General features: G+C 49.2%; 15 protein-coding genes. 3 read left to right on the top strand and 12 right to left on the bottom strand.

Going from position 1 to position 20,176, the window contains the following annotated elements:
• Positions 1-17: 17 nt before the first annotated feature.
• From IQ217_RS01120 to nusB, 4 genes are all read right to left on the bottom strand, one after another.
• Positions 18-602: a pentapeptide repeat-containing protein gene (locus IQ217_RS01120; RefSeq protein ID WP_228023900.1), complete on the bottom strand. Its 585-nt coding sequence runs from the start codon at positions 600-602 to the stop codon at positions 18-20.
• A 207-nt stretch (positions 603-809) separates the two neighbouring features.
• A complete protein-coding gene (locus IQ217_RS01115) occupies positions 810-2,432 on the bottom strand; it encodes a cation:proton antiporter (RefSeq protein ID WP_194018606.1) in 1,623 nt (540 codons plus the stop codon).
• A 45-nt stretch (positions 2,433-2,477) separates the two neighbouring features.
• Positions 2,478-2,951 carry a DUF2996 domain-containing protein gene (locus IQ217_RS01110; RefSeq protein ID WP_338116520.1) on the bottom strand — a complete coding sequence of 158 codons (474 nt, stop codon included), beginning with the start codon at positions 2,949-2,951 and terminating at the stop codon, positions 2,478-2,480.
• Positions 2,952-2,981: 30 nt separating this feature from the next.
• The gene (nusB, locus tag IQ217_RS01105) at positions 2,982-3,647 is read right to left on the bottom strand and encodes a transcription antitermination factor NusB (protein ID WP_190599312.1); all 666 of its coding nucleotides are present in this window, start codon (positions 3,645-3,647) and stop codon (positions 2,982-2,984) included.
• A gap of 227 nt (positions 3,648-3,874) precedes the next feature.
• On the opposite strand from nusB, the gene IQ217_RS01100 reads away from it, so the two are divergent.
• A complete protein-coding gene (locus IQ217_RS01100; RefSeq protein ID WP_228023899.1) occupies positions 3,875-5,683 on the top strand; it encodes a phosphodiester glycosidase family protein in 1,809 nt (602 codons plus the stop codon).
• Between the two features lie 32 nt (positions 5,684-5,715).
• Here IQ217_RS01100 and IQ217_RS01095 read toward each other — a convergent pair whose 3' ends face one another.
• From IQ217_RS01095 to IQ217_RS01085, 3 genes are read right to left on the bottom strand one after another with little or no spacing between them, the layout of a single operon-like run.
• Positions 5,716-7,437, bottom strand: coding sequence for a DUF262 domain-containing protein (locus IQ217_RS01095; RefSeq protein ID WP_194018604.1), 1,722 nt, complete (start codon positions 7,435-7,437; stop codon positions 5,716-5,718).
• 2 nt (positions 7,438-7,439) lie between these two features.
• Positions 7,440-8,066 carry a retron system putative HNH endonuclease gene (locus tag IQ217_RS01090; protein WP_190599309.1) on the bottom strand — a complete coding sequence of 209 codons (627 nt, stop codon included), beginning with the start codon at positions 8,064-8,066 and terminating at the stop codon, positions 7,440-7,442.
• On the bottom strand, positions 8,063-9,325 hold the full coding sequence (locus IQ217_RS01085; RefSeq protein WP_190599308.1) for an AAA family ATPase: 1,263 nt from the start codon (positions 9,323-9,325) through the stop codon (positions 8,063-8,065). Before IQ217_RS01085 ends, IQ217_RS01090 begins: the two co-directional genes overlap by 4 nt.
• Positions 9,326-9,433: 108 nt before the next feature.
• Here IQ217_RS01085 and IQ217_RS01080 point away from each other — a divergent pair, with 108 nt between their 5' ends.
• Positions 9,434-9,718 (top strand): type II toxin-antitoxin system TacA family antitoxin, encoded by a 285-nt coding sequence (locus IQ217_RS01080; protein WP_190599307.1) that lies wholly within the window; start codon positions 9,434-9,436, stop codon positions 9,716-9,718.
• Entirely contained in the window at positions 9,711-10,226 is a 516-nt protein-coding gene (locus IQ217_RS01075) for a GNAT family N-acetyltransferase (protein ID WP_190599306.1), read from the top strand. The genes IQ217_RS01080 and IQ217_RS01075 overlap by 8 nt, the downstream gene beginning before the upstream one ends.
• A gap of 299 nt (positions 10,227-10,525) precedes the next feature.
• Here IQ217_RS01075 and priA read toward each other — a convergent pair whose 3' ends face one another.
• The 5 genes from priA to IQ217_RS01050 all read right to left on the bottom strand — a co-directional run bounded on the left by priA (position 10,526) and on the right by IQ217_RS01050 (position 20,171).
• On the bottom strand, positions 10,526-13,021 hold the full coding sequence (gene priA / locus IQ217_RS01070) for a primosomal protein N' (protein WP_190599305.1): 2,496 nt from the start codon (positions 13,019-13,021) through the stop codon (positions 10,526-10,528).
• 6 nt (positions 13,022-13,027) lie between these two features.
• Positions 13,028-13,441: a DUF948 domain-containing protein gene (locus tag IQ217_RS01065; protein WP_190599304.1), complete on the bottom strand. Its 414-nt coding sequence runs from the start codon at positions 13,439-13,441 to the stop codon at positions 13,028-13,030.
• A gap of 104 nt (positions 13,442-13,545) precedes the next feature.
• Entirely contained in the window at positions 13,546-13,893 is a 348-nt protein-coding gene (locus IQ217_RS01060) for a YtxH domain-containing protein (protein WP_199309807.1), read from the bottom strand.
• 110 nt (positions 13,894-14,003) lie between these two features.
• Positions 14,004-18,737, bottom strand: coding sequence for an EAL domain-containing protein (locus IQ217_RS01055; protein WP_194018603.1), 4,734 nt, complete (start codon positions 18,735-18,737; stop codon positions 14,004-14,006).
• 201 nt (positions 18,738-18,938) lie between these two features.
• Complete coding sequence (locus IQ217_RS01050; RefSeq protein WP_194018602.1) at positions 18,939-20,171, bottom strand: P-aminobenzoate N-oxygenase AurF; 1,233 nt, start codon at positions 20,169-20,171, stop codon at positions 18,939-18,941.
• Between the last annotated feature and the right edge of the window lie 5 nt (positions 20,172-20,176).

The raw sequence follows: 20,176 nt of genomic DNA, 5'->3' as shown, positions 1-20,176 counted from the left end.
ACTGAAATTAAGCAAATCTAAGGACAGAAAAGAGTGTCCTTGGTTTGCCTGCCCGTGGCTGGGTTAGTCCCCTTTGCTAGCCCGCAAAGATATTCTTCCGTGTCGGGTCTTAAAATAATGTCCGTTAGGTCTGCCCCTTCAATGTCCACTTCACCGAACTTAGTATTGGTGCCAAAGGAACCCTCCAAACGGGCATTGCGGAGATTGGCATGGGTCAAACGGGCGGACTCAAAATCCACTCCCCGGGCGTCCGCTCCCTCTAAAATGGCACCGTCCATGTTGGCGGAAAAAAACCGTGCTCCCTGCAGATTAGCTCCGGTGAAATCTGCGCCCCGTAAATTGGCATGGTCAAAGATGGAACCATGTAGATCTTGATGGGAAAAATCCGCCCCCACCAGGTTGCCCCGGTTATAGTCTAGGGCGAGGCTAGAGCTAGTGAAGGTGACAAGGGCCAGGATGAAAGTGGCAACTAGTAAGCCAGCTTGAACTAAGGGTTGCCAGCGGCCCAGGGGCTTTGCTTTTTCCCTCTGGACCCCGGCGATCGCCTTCCATGGGAATAGATTATGGACGAAAAATTTTTGACAAATTACTAAAAAGTTCATTAACATCCAACTCCCATAGCGCTTACCTTTTTCCACTATACATCAGCTCCTAAGAGCCTGTTGGCAAAGTTTTAGTTTGCTTCTTGAACTGATCCGCTAAAGCTCTGATCATACGAGGCAAATTTTACTTAGTTTTCCTAAACATTGGAGCATTAGGAAGGCTTCTTAAAAGCAGACTAAACATCATCATTTTTACAATTATACCGATCAATCATCCTGCAGAGCTAAAAGTTTTTCATTCAACACCTGTAAATATTCATTACTGATGTCATCGGCTAATATTCCCTTCGCTAAGGCATCATTAATGGCGCTTTTTTCTGCTATGTAGAGACGACGGTATAGACCATCAATGTATTCTTTTTCTACCTCACCCTCGGAAAAAATTAAATTTCTTTGGTTATAAAAATTTCTTAATTCTTGCTCAGAATTGGCAATGCGAGCTTGGTAATCGGCGAATAATTCTTCGTACAAAAACTTAGGTAAACTGCCCGTTTCCAACAGATATTTTAATTCCCCTTGGGCCGCCTTGGCCGTAACTAAATTTAGCTGGAGCACAGCAATTTTTTCGGCCAGGGGAGACGGTTTGCTCAATTGTAATTTTTTCACCACCCAAGGCAGACTTAAACCTTGCCCAATTAGGGAAACCATCACAGTGCTAAAGACTAAGGTAACCACCTGCTCCCTTCCCGGTAAAGTGAGGGGCAGGGCCAAGGCTAGGGCCATGGAAAGAGAACCTTTAACATTGCCGGCGATTAGCACATGTTGCCAGCGCAGGGGCAAAGGCCGGTCAAAGAAGCGGAGTAGATAAAGGAGGGGATAAATGGAAAAAATGCGGCCAATTTGGTAGGCCACAATGGCAATTAGGGCGGCGGGAATGGTGGCCAATAGAATGCGGGGATAGACTTCAATGCCCACCAAGAGAAAAATCAGGGTGTTGACGCCAAAACCGGCATATTGCCAGAAGCTTAACAGGGTAACTTTAATGGAAGCGGAGGTTTCCTTGAAGGCTAGGTTGCCGATTACTAACCCCGCCACCACCACGGCGATCGCACTGGAAACTCCCAAAATTTGACCAATTTGAAAGGTTCCTAGGGATACGGACACCGTCAGCAGAATGTCGCTCAGATCGTCGTCTAGCTGACGGAACAGGCCGACGCACAGGTAACCAAGTCCCAGCCCCAGCAAACCGCCCCCCACAAAGGCAATAAACATTTGCCTAATGCCTTGCCCTGGGGTGAAGGTTCCCTGGACATGGATGGTGGTAATGACACTGAGCAGCACCATGGCCACCCCGTCATTAAGTAAGCTTTCCCCTTCCACAATGGTGGCTAAACGTCGGGGCACGGGCACTGTCCGAAAAGCAGCAATGACGGAAACGGTGTCGGTGATAGTCAAGATCACGCTGACCCCAGCGGCGGTAATCCAGGCTAAACCAAGCCCTATCTTCAATAACACTGCAGTAATTGCCGAGGAAAGCACCACCCCCGGCCCCGCCAATAGGGCAATGGGTTTAATGGTGCTACGCAGGCGGCTAATGTCGGTGTTAATGGCCGCCTCAAAAATGAGAATGGGCAGGAATAGGTTGAAAATTAATTCGGGGTTCAGACCAATGGAAAGGTGACGGGGGATGGCCAAACCCGCCAGCACTAAACCGACCACGTAGGGAATCTTGAGCCAGCGGGCCACCAGGGCTACTAAGGTAGCCACCAATAGCAGAATGATCAGATTCTCCACCAAGGTGGTGATGGCTAGGTTACCTAGGGCTGATTCTGGCTCTGCAGGAAGTTTATCGATATTGATTTCCGCACTGACAGCCAAATATCTAATCATTATGCTTGGTGGTATCCCCCATAATGGGTGGTGACTATGCCTGGGCTAGTTGCCCCCTAACCATTTTTGGCCATTTAACCGCTGTAGGATGTAGAGCACCATCAAATCAAGGGTGACTTTGCGCTCGTCAATCATAAAGGACTCCAGGGTGCTGGGGGGACGATTATCGACGCTGTAGGCAAAGCCTTTGGGTCCTTTGATGTCTTCTTGGAAGAAATAGAGGCTGAATTGTTTCGCAATCTGGCGATCGCCGCTCCAGGTGCCTTGTACTTGCCAGTAGGCAGTGTTGTCGGCGCCGGGGATGGCTAGGGGTTTTTGGTTAAAATCGAGGGACACCTGACCCAGACCAATTTTACCGAGGGCACTTTGGAGGGCGGGGAGAAAATCTTGCTGGATGAATTCGGTGAAGGGCTTATCTTCTACTGCGGGGGGTTTAGCTTTCTTTTCAGCGGGGGCTTTGGCTTCTGTCATTAATTTGGGGGGCGATCGCCATGATAAGGAAAAGGGAGTGAGCGCCACTGGGGGCAATCACAAAAAAAATAACAAATATTAACGGGGTTCACCAGGGGTAACGGGGGCTCCATTAGTCTTTTTTTCCGTGACCCGACGCAAGACCCCATTGATAAAACGGTGACCATCCTGGCCAGAGTAGCGTTTGGCCAACTCCACCGCTTCGTTAATGGCTACTTTTTGGGGCACACCGAGGTAATCCAGTTCGGCGATCGCCAGGCGCAGTATATCTTGATCAATTTTGGCCAGGCGGGACAGTTGCCAGTCCACCATGGCTTCTTGCAGTTGCTCATCGATTTGCTGACGGCGGCGACAGACGGTGCCAATTAATTCCAACGCAAATTTCCGTACTTCCATTTGCCCAGCTAATTGCAACGTTTCCGGCAAATCCACTGCTAGGGCTAGGCGATTAATCACGGTTTCCGTTAGGGTCATGGCTTCTTCCAGCATGGCCTTCGCACTGTTGAGGTTATTGGCCCGAATTTCACTGTTTAACAAGCGTTCATGGCTACGACTCAATTCTGCCGAGGCTGTTTCTAAAATTTCATGGACTTCCCCACTCAAGGTGCGGGTGGCCGCCAACAGCAATGCTTCCAGGTCGCCTTGCTCCAAGGTTTCGGGCTTGGTGTCCTTGCGGCTCAATTGGCTCAGGCTCAACAAGGAAAGTTCACGGGCCACACGGCGGGGTTGTTGACGGGGAAGCATAGGTTCAATTCTCAGCAAATCAGGAGCAATACTTTCTCTGATCCTATGCCCATTGTTGGTTACTTGGACAATCTGGCCCAGGTCTTGGCGATCGCCGGCCCAATTGCGATTACTATTCAACTCACCAATGCCCATGGGTTGGCGATGCACTAGAGCGCTACCAAAGGATTGGGCAAATTGTGTATTAGTGGCAGAATAGCTCCATGGCCCTAGGGGATTTGCTGAAAATGGTTAATTGGACTAGAAATTGGTTGAGTTTTTCACGCTTATTTTTGCTCACCCTGGTGGTAATGCTGGGGCTGAAACTTTTGTTGGCCAGTCCGGTGGTGGCTCAATCCCCCCCAGGTTTTACCCAACAGGGCAATCAAATTAGCATTGACGGCAAATCCTACCCCGTCGCCTGGGGCCAATGGCAGGAAGGGGGACAGGTCCGCACGGGCTTAGGGGATACCGGGGCCATGCAGTTTTTGGGGCTGGATCTCCTCGATAACGCCAATCCCAACCAACAACCAGTGCAATGGTTCAGCGGCGATCGCCAAACTTTAAACGCCCGCTTTGTGGCCCCCAATCGTTACCTGGATGTCACCCCCCTATTGCAACCGTTGGGTACAGTGCAGCCCCAGGGCAATACCCTGATCATGCCCAATACCAATGCCCAAATTCTGACGGTGCGGGATGGGAGGCAACCCTGGGGGGAAAGGGTAGTGTTGGAACTGAGCCGACCAGCTTTTTGGCAAGTGAGCCAAGCTAAGGAAGAAGCGGTTTTAACCATTAACGCCAGCAGCACCATCGGTGGCCAAGGCAATGCCAACGCCCCCGGCCTACAAGCCATTGACCAGGACGATTTGGGCGGCAAAACCAGCGGCGGGCAACAAATTCGTTATCGCCTGGAAAGATTGGGCCCCAGCAGTAAAGTCCATTTTCAATTGCCCGTGGGCTACAAGCTCCAAGTTAGTACCCTCACTGCCCCCCTACGGCTGGTGATCGATGCCCGGGCCGATGCTCCCCCGGTAAAAACCATCAACTGGGCAGAGGGCGTGACTTGGCAACAACGCTTTGTCAACATTGCTGGGGGTCAGTTTCCCGTCACCACTGTCACCGTTAACCCCCGATCGCCGGCCATTTCCCTACGACCTTTAATGGCTAACCCCACCATGGCCCAGGGCACTGCTCCCTTAGTAACCATTGCTAGGGATCAACAGGCGGCAGTGGCCATCAATGCGGGCTTTTTCAACCGCAATAATCAACTTCCCCTAGGGGCGGTGTGGAGTCAGCAAAATTGGCGATCGGGGCCCATTCTGAACCGGGGGGCGATCGCCTGGAATGACCAAGGACAAACCACCTTTGGCCGCCTTTCCCTCTCGGAAAGTATTACCACTGCATCGGGACAACGGTTAACCGCCAATTATCTCAATAGTGGCTATGTGCAACGGGGCATTGCCCGATATACCCCCGCCTGGGGGCCAACCTATGTTTCCCTCAGTGATAACGAACAGGTTTATGTTGTGCAAAATAACCAAGTCACCGCCCAATATCCCTTGCCCAAAGCGGGACAACAACAAATGCCCATCCCCAGCGATGGTTATTTAATCATTGACCGGGGTAACCAAATTCCCGCCGGAGTTTTAGCCGTAGGCACCACTATCAATGTCAATGGGCGATCGACACCGGAAGCGTTTAATGCTTTTCCCCACGGCATGGGCGCAGGGCCGCTATTGATTGACCAAGGACGCATTGTCCTCAACCCAGCAGGGGAAGGTTTTTCCAGTGCCTTCCAACAGCAACGGGCTTCCCGCAGTGCGATCGCCGTGGACAGAAACGGCAATATTATGCTGGTGGCTAGCCATAACCGGGTGGGGGGAGCGGGGGCTAGCTTGGGGGAATTTGCCCAAATTTTGCAACAGTTGGGGGCAATGAATGCCTTGAATTTGGATGGCGGCAGTTCCACGTCCCTAGCCCTGGGGGGTCAATTGTTGGATCGATCGCCAGTGACGGCAGCCCGGGTGAGCAATGCCATTGGCGTTTTTGTTCGTTAACCTCGAATCAGTTACTTTTTGGAGAATTCAATTCAACTGCCAAAGTCAATTCGCCAGATGCCAACCGCTATTTTAGCCAAGTGTTTTTGTCGAGATTCAATTTTTAGTTCATCCCAAATATCGTAATGTTTGGCGATCGCCTGGGTAATTTGGAAATCACTTTGGGCATAGACGGTCCGTTTTCTTTCATAATCTCCATTGCCCAAGTCCCGATTACGGGCAGTTCTGAGGAGAGTCATATTGCCGAGCCGGTAAATTAAGCGGTCCTGTTTAACTTCTTCAATGGCAGACCAAGCGGTGGAAGGATTCTCGGGCAGAATATGTTCCAGATTATACGTGGCGCTTTCAAAATCAAAGGCTTGACCCGATTTTTGTTTCTCGATGGCAAACAGAATGTAACGAACAACCTTTTTATTGCGACTGTAGGTGGTGCGGAGTTCTTTGGTCGCAAAGGCATTTTTAAACTGATCATCATCAGGATAAACGGCTTGTAAAGCCATCAGTACCTGTTGATAGGTAACATAGGTTTGGTTAGAAACTTTGACGGCAATGTCATTGTAAAGACGTTCTTGGTCATGGCTTTGCAGGTTACAAATAACGTTGTAGCGAAAGGAAATGATGGCGATCGCCCTAATGATACGGGTAAAAGTATCTCGATCTGAGTCGAAGAAATGACGATGGCAAGCCAGAAGCATGGCCAAGGGTTGGCGCACGCTAAACATCAATAATTGCTGGAGACTCTGTTTTTCTTCTGGGTTCCAGGTTGGATCTTGGGGATCCCGGAGAGCTGCATAGATAGCGGCACACTGATCGAGGCTACGAACCAAGCCAAAGGCATTTTCCCGGCTAGTGACCTGTCGTCGGATGGTTTTAAACAAGTCGGATTTACGTACTAGTTTGTGCCGACTATTCCAAAATACCCGCAGAAATTCGGGAAAGCTTTCACTACCTAGTAGTCCCACAATTCGTTCCCATTGCTCTTCTAAAGCCCGCATTTCCGTTTCGTGGGTTTGTGCAGTGCTGATCAGAGAGAATAAATAATTCTTCAATAGGTCGGTGGCGGAAAGGCGTACCCCTCTGGCGTTTAAGGTTTCAAAGACCTTGAAGGCATTAAGTTCGTCGGTGACAGTGATGACAGTAAAAAAAAGTTTATCCACCAGGGCGTCAATGAAGGCGGCAAAGTTCTGTCCACTGTCGAGTTGGTTGCCTATTCGTGTTTTAATGCGGTCTTTGAACCAATCAAAGGCTTTTCTGAGTTGGTGTTCGGAAGCATTGAGTCCCCGTTGGGGAATATGTTCTAAGGGAACCAGGTAGATTTGATAAAAGTGATCATTGTGGCGATTAAGTCGTAATTTGGGCTGGGCAATGAGACTGACCGGATCGAGGTAACCGATGTAGCTATTTTGTAGTTGTTCTTGACGACGGCGGTTGTTGTCAGCATCTAACCCAGCATTGATTAAGTCTTTCAAGTGGCTTAGCCCCGCCAAAATCATAATGCTGATAGTGGTTAGCCGTTGTTGACCATCAATAATGTCGAAGCGTTTGCCATCGGAGGATTGTAGTACTAAATAGCCCATGTAGTGAGCCGGTTCACCGTCTGCTTCAAAGAGGGCAGTAATGTCTTGCCAGAGGTCGTCCCATTCGTCGTCCCCCCAGGAATAGTCCCGTTGGAAGGGGGGAACGTGGTAGCTCAGTCCATTGCCAAGTAATTGACGGAAGGTAGAGTTAGTGGTGTTGAAATTTAATGTTGCCATCTTTACCTCCCCCTAAATAAATAATAAATACTTGACCAAAAGGGGTTAAAATCGCCGGCTGATGAAGGCAGTAAATATTTCTGCACGAATAAATTAAACTCTTCCACTGAGAGAGATTCGTCCAGAAACGGTTCGATCGCCTGTCGGCGCAGGGCACGTAATGCGGGAATATCTAAACCCAGTTTCGTGATGGTGGTAATGGCAGCTTGATCCTGCTCATAACGAGGCTGGATATAACCATCAGCAGTGAATTGAAATGATGTTTCACACTTGGGGTCAAGGGGAGAAAGTAATAATGCTGGGTCAAACCAATTATCTTTGAGCTTGCCGCAATGACGAGGTTCTCCTTTTTTAATTTGGTCTTGGCAAGAACAGAGTAAATTATCAAAATCTAAGGAATTAAGTGGGAACTTACTTTGGGGGCGAAAATGCTCAACATGAGAATCATCTGGGTCTAATCTTTGTTCACAGTAACAGCAGATATAACCTTGTTCTTGCATTAGAGCCTGTTTAATCGTTTTTTTAAGGTCACTGCCCAGGCGTGCATAAAGGGGTTGCCAATCATCGTTGCTTTGTTGTTTCCACTGAAGGATTTCTTGTGGTTCAGCCTGTTTTTGGATATATTTCATCGACCAATGATCTCCTTGCGTCGAATTAGCACCTCGGCTTTAACCAATTCAGGGTCGTTACCGATCGCCACTTTCATGTCCGTAATAGCCTGTTTTGCTGTGGGGAGTTCCCCTTGATCGATGAGTTCGTAAATGCGATGAAGATCCTGACTCACTTGCTGGGGTCGGGTGGTGTGTAAACCCATTAGATCTTCTAAAATTCGGTCTACCGTTTTCCCGTAGGATGCACTGGGTTGAGTCACGGTTATGTTATCGAGAGTTTGGGTCAGGAGAAAAATATTGTCAGGTTGGACATGGGTTAAGACATGGGGGGAATGGGTAGAAACAATAAATTGGCAGTAGGGAAACACGTTAACGAGTTGAGGAATAATCATTCGCTGCCAAGTGGGATGGAGATGCAGATCGATTTCATCAATCAAAACAATGCCTTTTCCCTCTAGTGGGTTCCCGATGGGGTTGGCGATCGCTAATCGTCGAGCTATATCACCAATCATTGCAATCAAACATTTTTCTCCATCTGAGAGTTGATTAATAGTAAAGAATTGTCCCCACTTTTGAATTTCCATTCTGAGAGGGTTTCGTCTCACGTTTAAATTTTCAAAGTCAGGTAGGAAATGTTTTAGAGCATTACGAACTGCTTCCAATTGAGGATCTGGACTAAAATCTTGAGAATGGGTTAAAAACTTTCGACTTTCATTTTCTAAATCTTCTCGTTCCCGGAACCACTGAAAAAATGCCATGAATGTGGAACTTCCTATTAAGGCTTGATCATAGGCTTCCATCAAATCAAAAGTCTGGTTCTGTCTAGGTTTTAAAGAAATTTTGTTTACAGCCCGGCCTACGGGGTAGAAAACAAATATTGGTATATAGGTCTTGCCTTTTGTAGCTATGATACTAGCTTGTATTTTTTCTACGTACTTATTCAATAAAGCACAATCGCTAAAATTAAGAGAAGAAGAAGAACCTTGACGCCTTTTGCCAACTAACCATTTCACTTGTTTATCATCGTCAATCAAACTTATTTCAATTGAAGCATTGGGTTCGTCAATTTTAATATCCTCTTCCGAGATTGAATCTCGTTTTTTCTGGAGTCCTTGAATTCGACTAACTGTCCAGGACAGCATGAGGGCGATCGCATCAAGAATGGTGGATTTCCCCGCTCCATTACAACCCACCAGCACGTTTAAGTGGGGCTGCAACTCCATTGTCAAGGACTGCGCTCCACGATAATTGTGCAGGCTTATGGTTTTGATGTGCATGGTTGCGGTTGAATACCTGTTAAATGGCAGAAGCCATGGAAAGCCTCTTCATTGTAATGTACAATGTGAGCACAACTAATGGGCATTAACAATCCCTGTTAACAAGTTATGAATAGCAAAGTTTCCCACACTAGAGACGAGCGTGTGCAGTTGCGTTTAACCCAACGGCAAAAAGCGACAATCCAGCAAGCGTCCCAAATTAAGCAGACCTCGATGACAAGTTTTATTTTGGAGCAGTCCTATCAAGCCGCGTTGGCAGTGGTGGGAAATCAGCAACTATTTTCCCTATCGGACCAGGCATGGGATGACTTTTGTATAGCATTGGAATCACCTCCGAAATCTTTACCCCGTTTGCGGGATTTATTAACAGAGCCTGGGGTGTTTGATGACTAAAGGAAAATCATTCCAGGCCCCGATCGTCTTGGAGCCTGGCCATGAGCTGGGGACTTTTGATTGTGGTGTTCCCGAACTGAATCTGTTCTTGCAGAAATATGCGTTGACCAATAGCCGTAACCACAGTGCCAAAACCTTTGTAGCGTTGGGGGAGGCTGGGCAGGTGATTGGTTTTTATAGTTTGGTGGCGGGGGCGGTGGAGCATGAAGCCGTACCACCGAGGGTGAGTAAGGGTTTGGGAAAATATCCCATTCCGGTGATTGTTTTGGCGCGGTTAGCGGTGGATCGGCGTTATCAAGGTCTGGGGCTGGGGAAAGGTTTGTTAAAGGATGCGTTGTTACGGTGTTTAAATGTGGTCGAGCAAATTGGAGCAAGGGCGATCGCCGTCCATGCCAAGGATGAGGAAGCGGCGGCGTTTTATGAACGCTATGATTTTGAGCGATCGCCGTTGTCGGAATGTCATTTATATTTGTTAGTCAAGGATATTGTTAAGACGGCGGGGATTTAGATGAGCCAGGTTTTTTTTGTGAGGAGTTTGGTAAATTTGGGTTAAAAAGGTAGTGGCATAAATTTCCAGAAACCAGACAAAGTCTTGGTAAATTTCAAGGATAGCAGCAAGCAATTCTGTCTTAGCTAATTGAGATTCCATTCTAGTTTCTGGGTTGAGCAAGAATCCATTGGTTTTGTTAACGGTAATACCATAGTCCGTCAAGCAAGAAAGGGCAGTATCTGGGAGACAAATAAGAATAGAACATTTACCAAAAATTAAATCCTAGAACTAGAAGTCAAGTAAGTTGGAGAGTGCTCTCAATCAATGCTAAGGGGGTCCACATCAATATCTAGGTAAACAGAGTTAGGACAGATTTGTTTAATTCTCTCCAGGGGTAAAATTACCTTCACAGAACTAGGGTATTTAATTAAGAACTGCCAGCGGTACCGTTGGGCAATGCGGAGAATACTGGCCGGGGCCGGTCCTAAAATTTCCACTGTCTTGGGTAAAAGTCGTTCGCACAAAGCGGCGATCGCCTGAATGGTGTTTTCTACTTCCTTTTCATTGGTCCCCAGACAACGGAGCAGAATTAACTTGCCGTAGGGAGGATAATTTAACATTTCCCGTTGGGGTAACTCCTGGGCAATGAAACCATGGTAATTGTGGGTTTTGACCGCTTGGATGACGGGATGGTGGGGAGTATAGGTTTGGATAATCACCTGGCCCGGTTCTTCCCCCCGGCCGGCCCGGCCACTCACCTGGGTTAAGGTCTGAAAACCCCGCTCAGCGGAACGGTAATCGGCAAAATTGAGCAAACTATCGGCGGCCACCACCCCCACCAAGGTAATTTGGGCCAGGTCCAACCCTTTGGTTAACATTTGGGTTCCCACCAGTAAATCCGCTTCTCCCCGTTTAAATTGATCCAACAATTGCCGATGGGCTCCCTTTCTGCGGGTGGTGTCACTGTCAAAGCGAATCCAACGTAAATCGGGAAATTCCTGGGTTAGGGCTTCGGTTACTTTCTGAGTGCCACTGCCAAAAAATTTCAGATAGGGAGAGGAGCATTCTGGGCAAACCTTGGGCTGGGTTTCCGCATGGTTACAGTAATGGCACCGCAGGAGGGGTTGGGCATTGCCCTGGACGTAGTGATAGGAAAGGGAAACGTCACAGTTGGGACATTCCAACACGTAACCGCAGCTGCGACAGGAGACAAAGGTGCTATGGCCCCGGCGGTTAATGAATAAAATACCCTGCTGTTGTTTGGCTTTTAATTCCCCCAGGGCAGTTTGCAACGCTCGGCTGAAAATGGAGCGATTGCCCTGTTTTAATTCCGCCCGCATATCAACAATTTTAACCGGGGGTAGGGGGCGGGACTGTACCCGATCGGGTAACGCGAGGTAATGCCTTTGGGGGTCGCCTTGATGTTGATGAACCGTATGCCAACTTTCCAAAGCAGGGGTGGCAGAACCGAGGATGAGGGGACATTGTTCCAGCTCGGCCCGGCGTTGGGCCACGGTGCGGGCATGGTAATTGGGGCTGGACTGGGTTTGCTTAAAACTACTGTCGTGTTCTTCGTCGAGGATGATCAGTCCTAACTTGGGCAGGGGGGTGAAAATAGCGGACCGGGTGCCAATGATAATTTGTTCGTGGCCCAACAGGGTTTGGCGCCAGGTGTCGTATTTTTCTCCGGCAGATAGGGCGCTATGGTACACGGCCACTTTCTGACCAAAGCGGGCCCGAAAACGGTCGGTTAACTGGGGAGTTAAACCAATTTCTGGTACTAACACTAAAACCGATTGCCCGTTGCCCAGGCGATCGCCACAGATTTGCAGGTAAACCTCCGTTTTGCCGGAGCCGGTGACGCCGTGGAGTAAAACTTGGTGATAACCCTGGAGGGGGCGGATGGTTTGGCAGGCTTTTTCCTGGGCTGGGGTTAATGTTGGAGCTTGGCTAGCATGGACCTGGGGTTGACCCAAAAGCCGTAATTTTTCCCGTTCGGCGATCGCCACTAGCCCTTTTTTGGCCAAAGATTGAATGGTGGAGGCGGAACAGGGCACCGCTTTGAGCAAATCCGCTAACCAGAGTTCTCCTCCTTGGTTTTTGAGCACGGTCAGGGCCCTGGCCTGCAATTCCGTCAGTTTGAGGCTAGGGTCAAAGTTTAATAAAGTCACCATTTTGGGTAACTGGGGCCGCACCGCCTTGGGGGGTTCTAGGTAACTTTCCACCCATTGCCGTTTGAGCAAATCCCGCAACGCCTTGGTTAGTCCCGGTACTTTTTGCCGCAGATAACGGTAACTGTAATCCCCTTCTTTGGAAGACTGCAGTAGGGTCAAAATTTGCCTTGCTCCCTGATGGGACGGTTGACTCAAAAACATGGGCCAATCCGACGGTAGGCGATCGCCATTTAACCTAATGCGGCGCTGGGAACGCTGGAGTAATCCCGGTGGCAAAGCCATGCGAATGACGGTGATTAACTCCGTACAATAATATTCCGCCAACCAATGCAACAGCCGCCAATAATGGGGCGCAAAAAAGCCCGACACAATTACGTCTTGGATTGGCTTAATTTTTTCCGGCGGTAAGTCTGGGGGCAAGCTGGCCACACAGCCCACCACCACTCCCCCTAACTGTTGGTTGCCAAAGGGCACCGCCACAATGTCCCCATCCTGCACCGTTAAATCAGGGGGAATGGCATAGGTGTAAATGCCATCGGTTTGGGGCAGATCCACCAACACCACTGCCCAGGGACGCACCTGATGTTCTTCTCGATAGTCAAAGCCCAACTCCGCCAGGGCCAAGGGAGAAACCGTCATACCGTTTTACTTTTTGCCATTTTTTCCCTTGCTCTCCACTGCCAAATGCCCTGTGGGATGGACCTGCCAGGAATGCCAGGCCGCCTTCATCCCCGCTAGCAAACGCTTTGAACCACTCTGCACTTTTTTGGCCCCTTCTTTGGTGATGGTGACCCCCCGGTCCACCGTTTGGGCCACGTCTTCCACCGTTCTCACCCCTTGGTTCAAATCGTCCGTCAACTCACTAATTTCCAAGCCCGTTAAACGAATCGCTTCCAGGGTCGGGGGAAATTCCCGGTTGAGGCTGTCAAACAACTTCTCGGCACTGCGGGCCGCCCGGGCCAACTCCTGGAGGGCTGGTAGGGCCACCACCAGCACAGCAGTCAGGCTAATGGACACCATGGTGAGGGAAAGACCCAGCCAGAAAAGGGGTTCGGTCATAGGTACGGCAAAAGTCGATGGGGGGCAACGGGGAAGGGATTAGGGCGGAAAAAAGTTTTAGGTTTAGCCACCAGAGAGTTAACCAACTGCAGCATTGATGAAAATTAGTTATCCGCCAAAGTGGTTTCCGCTGTAATGTCCCTGGGTTTTGGTTCCGACTCTGATACAACGGTGGTTTGTGTGGCTTCCACTCCAGCGGCGATCGCCTCTTTTAATCGTTCTAAGGTGCCCTGCCAGTTGCGTTGGGTGGCCTCGGAAAGATAGTCCGCCTGCAATTGCAGGGTGGTGGCCAAATCCTCCGCTAAATCGGGGAGGGCGTCGGCAGATTTTTTCAACAGTTGTCGGGTCTGTTTACCGGAACGGGGGGCCAACAAGAGCCCTGTCACCGATCCCACTAAACCGCCAATTACCATGCCTGCCAACAGAGCGCCACCTTTGTTATTGCTGGCCATGTTCCCCCGCAAAAAGAATTTCCCCCATTCTAGTGGACAGGGAGAAAATGCTGTCGGGATTTTTGACGGAGTTGAGCTGGAGCGGATTTTTTATCAACGGTGGGCAATTTCTAATCAATTTGCAAAAGGGCATGAAATTCTTCGATCGCCATGGGTCGGCCGTAGAAATAACCCTGGAAGAGATGGCAACCCCGCTCGACCAAAAAATCAACCTGTTCCTTGGTTTCCACCCCTTCAGCGATAATTGCCAGGTCGAAGTTACGGGCCACCCCGATAATTGCTTCCACCAAGGCCGCATTGTTCAAATCCGTGGGGGCGTCCTGGACAAAGATACGGTCAATTTTCAATTCATTCAGGGGTAACTGCTTCAGGTAAGCCAGGGAGGAATAGCCGGTGCCAAAATCATCCACCGAGAAATTTATGCCCAAAGCCTGCAACTCAAACATGGTGGCGATCGCCTGACGGGTATCCTCCACAATCAGCCCCTCCGTCACCTCCAGGGTTAAAAGAGAAGGATCAATGGCAATGCGGGCCAAAAGGGCTTTCATGTCATCCACAAAGCTTGACTGGCGAAATTGTCGGGGGCTGACATTAACCGCAATGTGGAGCTTAGAACCAAGGTTTTGTAGCCGAGCTAAATATTGGCACACCTCCTTCAACACAAACTCTCCAAGATCGCAAATCAGACCATTTTCCTCCGCAATGGGAATGAAAAGATTGGGGGGAATGAACCCCCGAGTGGGATGGTGCCACCTTAGTAAGGCTTCTGCCCCGACCCACACTCCATGGTGGTCCACCTGGGGTTGGAGATAGACCTGGAATTCCCTGTTCCCCAGGGCGTGGCGTAGATCGGCTTCTAGGGCAAAGCGAGACTCCACTTCCAACTGCATTTGCGACTCAAACAAACACACCTTATTGCGTCCGGCCTTTTTGGCTTGGTACATGGCCGTATCCGCTTCCTTAAACAAATCCGCAATGGTTTCATTGACTTTGGGAAAGAGGGTAATGCCAATACTGCCGCTAATCTGAACCTGTTCGGTTTCCAGGGTAAAAGGGTTGGCCAAAGCCCGGCGAATTTTTTCCCCCACCCCCAACCCCAACCGGGCCGCTAGTTCCTGGTCATGGGACAATTCCGGCAACAACACAATGAATTCATCTCCCCCCAAGCGGGCCACCGTATCCGAATCCCGTAGGTTATCCGCTAATCTTTTGGCCACCATTTTCAACAGGCGATCGCCACTGTCATGGCCCCGGGCATCGTTAAGGGTTTTAAAACCGTCCAAATCAATCAACATCACCGCCCCATAATGTTTGGATCTTTGGGCCAGAGCGAGGGCATTTTCCGCTCGATCTAATAGCAAACGACGATTGGGCAAAGCCGTAAGGGGATCGTAATAGGCCAGGGTTTCAATCTGGGCTTCCGCCTGTTTGCGCTCGGTAATATCGGTCAAAATACCCAACATCCGTAGGGGTTGACCCTGGGCATCCCACTCGACAATTTTCCCCAGGGACAGGAACCACTTCCATTGTCCGGTCATAGTCCGCTGCCGGCACTCCACCTCATAGCCGGGAATTTTTCCTTGGACATAGTTATCGAAAATTTCTATTACCCGGGGCTGGTCCTGGGGATGCATACGCTCTAGCCAGCGCTGGTGAGTTTCGTGGAATTGTTCGGCTTTGTAGCCCAAGATTTGGGCATATTGGGGGGAAACCAACGCTATCCCCGTTTGTAAATTGAGGTCGTAAAAACCTTGATTGGCCGCATCTAGGGCTAGGCGCAGGCGTTCTTCATTTTCCGCCAACCGTTGTTGGGTTCTTTGGTTGTCTTGGTCGGACTGGATACTATCGAGGGCAAAGGAAATATTGTCGCCAATTTCCTGGAGCAAACCCTGTTCATCTGCGGTGAAAAACTCCGCTTCCTGGGAATACAAAGTTAATACTGCCACTACCTGGCTACCTTCCCAGATGGGCACTGAGGCAGCAGAGAGGAAACCACAGCGTACTGCACCACTGCGCCAGGGAGCCATATTGGGATCTTGGATAATGTCGGAACAGATCACCAATCTTCTTTCTCTCACGGCCGTACCAGCAGGGCCCCAGCCAGCGGGTTCATCTCGGATGGTGATGTGGATACTGTCTAGGTAGGCAGTGGTGTGGCCGCCGGCAATGTAGGGAATCACGGTTTGACTATCGGAGTCGATTAACCCAAACCAGATCAGGGGAAATTTGCCCACTTTTACCCCCACGTCACAGACGGCCCGGAATAAATCGTCCCGTTCTCGATTTTCGATGATGGCCCGGTTAACCTGGCTCAGGGTGGCATAAAGGCGGGACAAATGCTCAATGCGGCGCTGGTTTTGCTTACGTTCACTAATATCCCGCACCACCGACAGCAGGCGAGCTTTACCATCGATCACCGTCGGCTGAATGGATACTTCCACCCAAAAAACACTGCCGTTTTGTCTGCGGGCTAGCCATTCAAACATTTGCAGTCCGCCATTGCGTGTCTGGCGAATTTTTTTCTCAATCTCTGCTTCAGCCTTGCCTGGTTTATGAGCACTGAAATCTAGAATAGAACTCCCTATCACACTCTCCTTGTGGCCATAGCCGTACATAGTGAGCATGGATTGGTTAACATCGATCACTTCTCCAGTTTGGGGATCTTGGATAAAAATGGCTTCGTGGGTAGAGTTAAAGATTTCGCGGTAATTACGCTCGTTTCTTTCCAGGACAATTTCGGTGTAATGGGATTCCAGAAAACGACTAAGGAATTGGCCAATGGTGCTGAGTAACTGTTCTTCCTGGGGTAAAAAATCCCTTCCTTCGCTGTAGCAGACTTCCAAACGTCCTTGGTGGAAATGTTCCGTCTGGAAATCAACGGTTAAACAGCAATTGGTCTTTTGATAATCGGTGGTTTGATAAAGGGCATTGCCCCAGGTCAGGCGAGCAGAAGCTAGTCTGTCGTGGTGGAAAGCCAGGGGTAAAAGTTCCACCGTGTTTTGCAAAAATTCTTCTAAAACTAAATCCGGCTGTTGGGCCATCTGGGCGATCGCCACCAGGCAATCCATTTCCTTAATCCGTTCCCGCAATTCTTTGGTTTTTTGCCTGATCTGGTGGGTGAGATTGGCCTGACTGTTGGTGACAATGGACACAATGATAGTGATCAGGGCAGTAATACCTGTGCCAACAACAAATGTGATCAGAGCCGCTCGCTCAGCCTGTTTTTGGTTAAGGTCCGGCCCCGGCCAGAGCAAAAGGGCGTAGGTTTTACCGAAAATAAAGACGGGATAAATCTGAAACAGTCCCGGGCGATCGTGGCCCCCCTGTTCTCTCCGCCAAGAACTGATGGAGAAAGGAAGGGGGGAAGATGAAGCTAAAAGTTGGGGCGCCAGCTCCGTATCAAGTTCTAACCATGCCAACTCCAGGGAGTTATCCCCATAGCTGATCTCCCCAAAGGTTTGCCGCAAAAATGCATCTAGCCGGATCACCACCGCCGCCACTCCCATGGGAGGATTTTCCACCTTACCGCCAGCAAAAACCGGAGCATAGGCCACAACGCCCCTCTGTTCTTCCCGCTCTTGAACAAGGGTGAGAGGATCGGTTGCACTGGGAAGTCCGGATTTTAGGGCATTATCCAAAGCTCTTTTCGAGGGACCCCTAGAACTCACATCAAACCCCTGGGCCATTTCATTTCCCCCCAAGGGCTCTGCATAAAAAATTGGGTAGTAGGCATCCCGCCCCCCAACTGGAACCATCTTCCCCTGGCGATCGACTTCAAAAATGCGAAAATCCTTTAACCCTTCTTCTTGCGCTTGCCGCTCAAACTCTGACTTATCCGCCGCCAAAACCTTAGGAATCCATTCCCAAGCCTGAATACTAGATTGCCTAACCATGGGCCAGGTAAAGCGGGTGAATTCCGTACGGGTCACCTCTTCACTAGATTCAAAGAAACCAGTCAAGCTAGAAAGGCCATAATTTTGCAATTCCCAAAGCTTTTGGGCAAACAGGGTAGCCCGGGGAATGGCAAGTTGGTTGAAATTACTTTGGTTTACTAAGAGAGTATTTTCTTCAACCAAGGCCATGGTAGCTAAGGTCAGACATAGGCTCACGATCGCCATGGCCAGAGCTTCCCCTTGATTAATAATAAATCTGCTCCCCCAACGATGACGAGATTGTAGTAGATAATCTCCCCCCAGAATTACAACAATCAACCCCAGGCAAAAAAACAAAGGGGCCCAAATTTTTTCCCGTAATTGGCTTTTCCACTGGCTAGCTTCAACGTTAATGGCGACAATTACCAAAACCTCTGGGGAGCGGGGCTGGAGAATGGGGGCATAGGCCGAGACAAAATTACCCCGTTCACTGTGGTACGGGCCAATGATTAACTTTTTGGCTGGAGGCTCAAATAATTGCTTGATTGCCGTTGGAGGATTTTGATAGACAGCACCGGGGAAATTAGCTAGCAAATCCCCAGGATTAAGACTATCGGGGCCAAAGAGAATTTTCCCTCCCCGCATCACCATGGTGTAGATACTGCTCTTATCAAAGGTCCGGGCATAGGCCATCATTTGATCGTGCAGTCTTTGAAAATGGGGATCCGTTAGATCCTCTGTAGTGAAGGTAATTTCCTGGAAAAGTTGGGGATTAAGGTTGGAGGAAACCATTTCAACCTGTTCTAGTAAGTCTTGGCGCATCTGCCCACCAACTTTTTCCATGCGCCAGCGGGCTACTCCCAATCCCCCCAGAATAATTAAAAACACCAGACCAGATAAAATTAATTTCCGCCAAAAACCCCGCCCATGGTGGCGAAAAATAGAAGACGGGGGGCGAGAAATGATAGACATCGGGAAGTTGGGGATACATTACCCAGGGAAAAATGCCGGAGCTACCATCTTGAACAGCAGTACCTCCCCTCCTGTGGCTCAATCAGAGGGAGAAATCGGTTTGTGCTAAGCATTTAAGCATTAGAGTGCGGAAACTTATAGACTTCCTCACACCATCAGTTTAAACAAAATTTGCTTAATTTTTGATAGTAGCACTACCCTTTAATTTGCTTTGGGAGAGGTGGAGGGGAAGGGGTTTGTTTGAAAAAAACTTTGCAATGCTCTGCTCTGGAGTTTTAAATAATGTTCCATGGAGTTGCCCTTCATCAAGGCCATGGATTTATTTGTCTGGTCTACAAACGGTAGAGGGTCTAGGTAAGCTTGGTAGGATAACCAGGCTTCTTGGTGGGTTTGAAAACTGCGGTGCAATCCTTCCGTTTCCTGGGCGAAACAGGCCCAAAGCATGGCCTCACATTCCTGGGCAGAAAGACCGAACAAAGGCGATGTGAGGAGCTCAGCAATGGTGCCATACAGGGCAGGGTCGTACCAAAAAATCCCATTGATAGCAACGGACACATGGTAATGATCCCTTTGGCATCCCCTAATGCCCAAATTGACTAGTTGTCGCTCAAAGGCTGTGGGAGCGGGAAGAAGACCTCCAACGTCGTGGGACAAAATGGTGGAAGTATTGAAATGAAAGCTTTCGTCGAGAAAATGGTAATAGGAAATTTGGGTTGGAATGGGGTTACGTTCCGCTTCCTGTTGTTGGTAAAAGTGACTGAGTTTATGTTGCACTAATTTGCCATTCAAGGTCCGCAATCCCCGTACCGTGAGATACTGACAAGCCAAAAAGGTATTGTTAGCAGACAGTAAACCAAAACCTTGGAGTTGCATCCCCTTCCACCAATTTTTCAACTGATTTGTGTCAGCAAAAATCATTGTTTCCCGAAATGGCGATCGCCTGGGTTGGCCAAAGAGATTGCCGCCAAAGAGAATTTGCTCCACTTGGTCAATCACAGTTTGAAAAGCCTGGATATGGCACCGTTCTTGGGAAGTTTCTAAGTCTAGGGTGTCACAAACTAAGCGAAAATCCGTCAGGGGATAGAGACCAGTGGCGCTGGTTTGATTGAAATAAATGGTAGCCACTTCCGCCGCAATAATTTGGGTGTAGTAAGCCACCCAGTAAAGATGGTTGAGGATGAGTTTTTGCGCTGCACTAGCTTGATCCCACAGGGGCGTGCCATAGAGGAGGGAAAATTCTGGCGCTTGCCAGTATTGGTCTCGGCACTGCTGATAGTCAAATTGCTCGGCTAATTGATCTAAAGCTGGACTATGATCTGTTTGCTTGGCCCGGCGATAATTAAGCTCTAGTTTTTTGCGGGTTTTGCTATCCTTTGCTAACAAAGATGGTGGGTTATTATTTAGTTTAGGAGTGGTGTTTATAGTAGTTGACATAGGGT

It is taken from the genome of Synechocystis salina LEGE 00031 (assembly GCF_015207985.1).
Taxonomy (GTDB): domain Bacteria; phylum Cyanobacteriota; class Cyanobacteriia; order Cyanobacteriales; family Microcystaceae; genus Synechocystis; species Synechocystis salina.
This window is presented reverse-complemented; position numbering and strand designations above follow the sequence as displayed.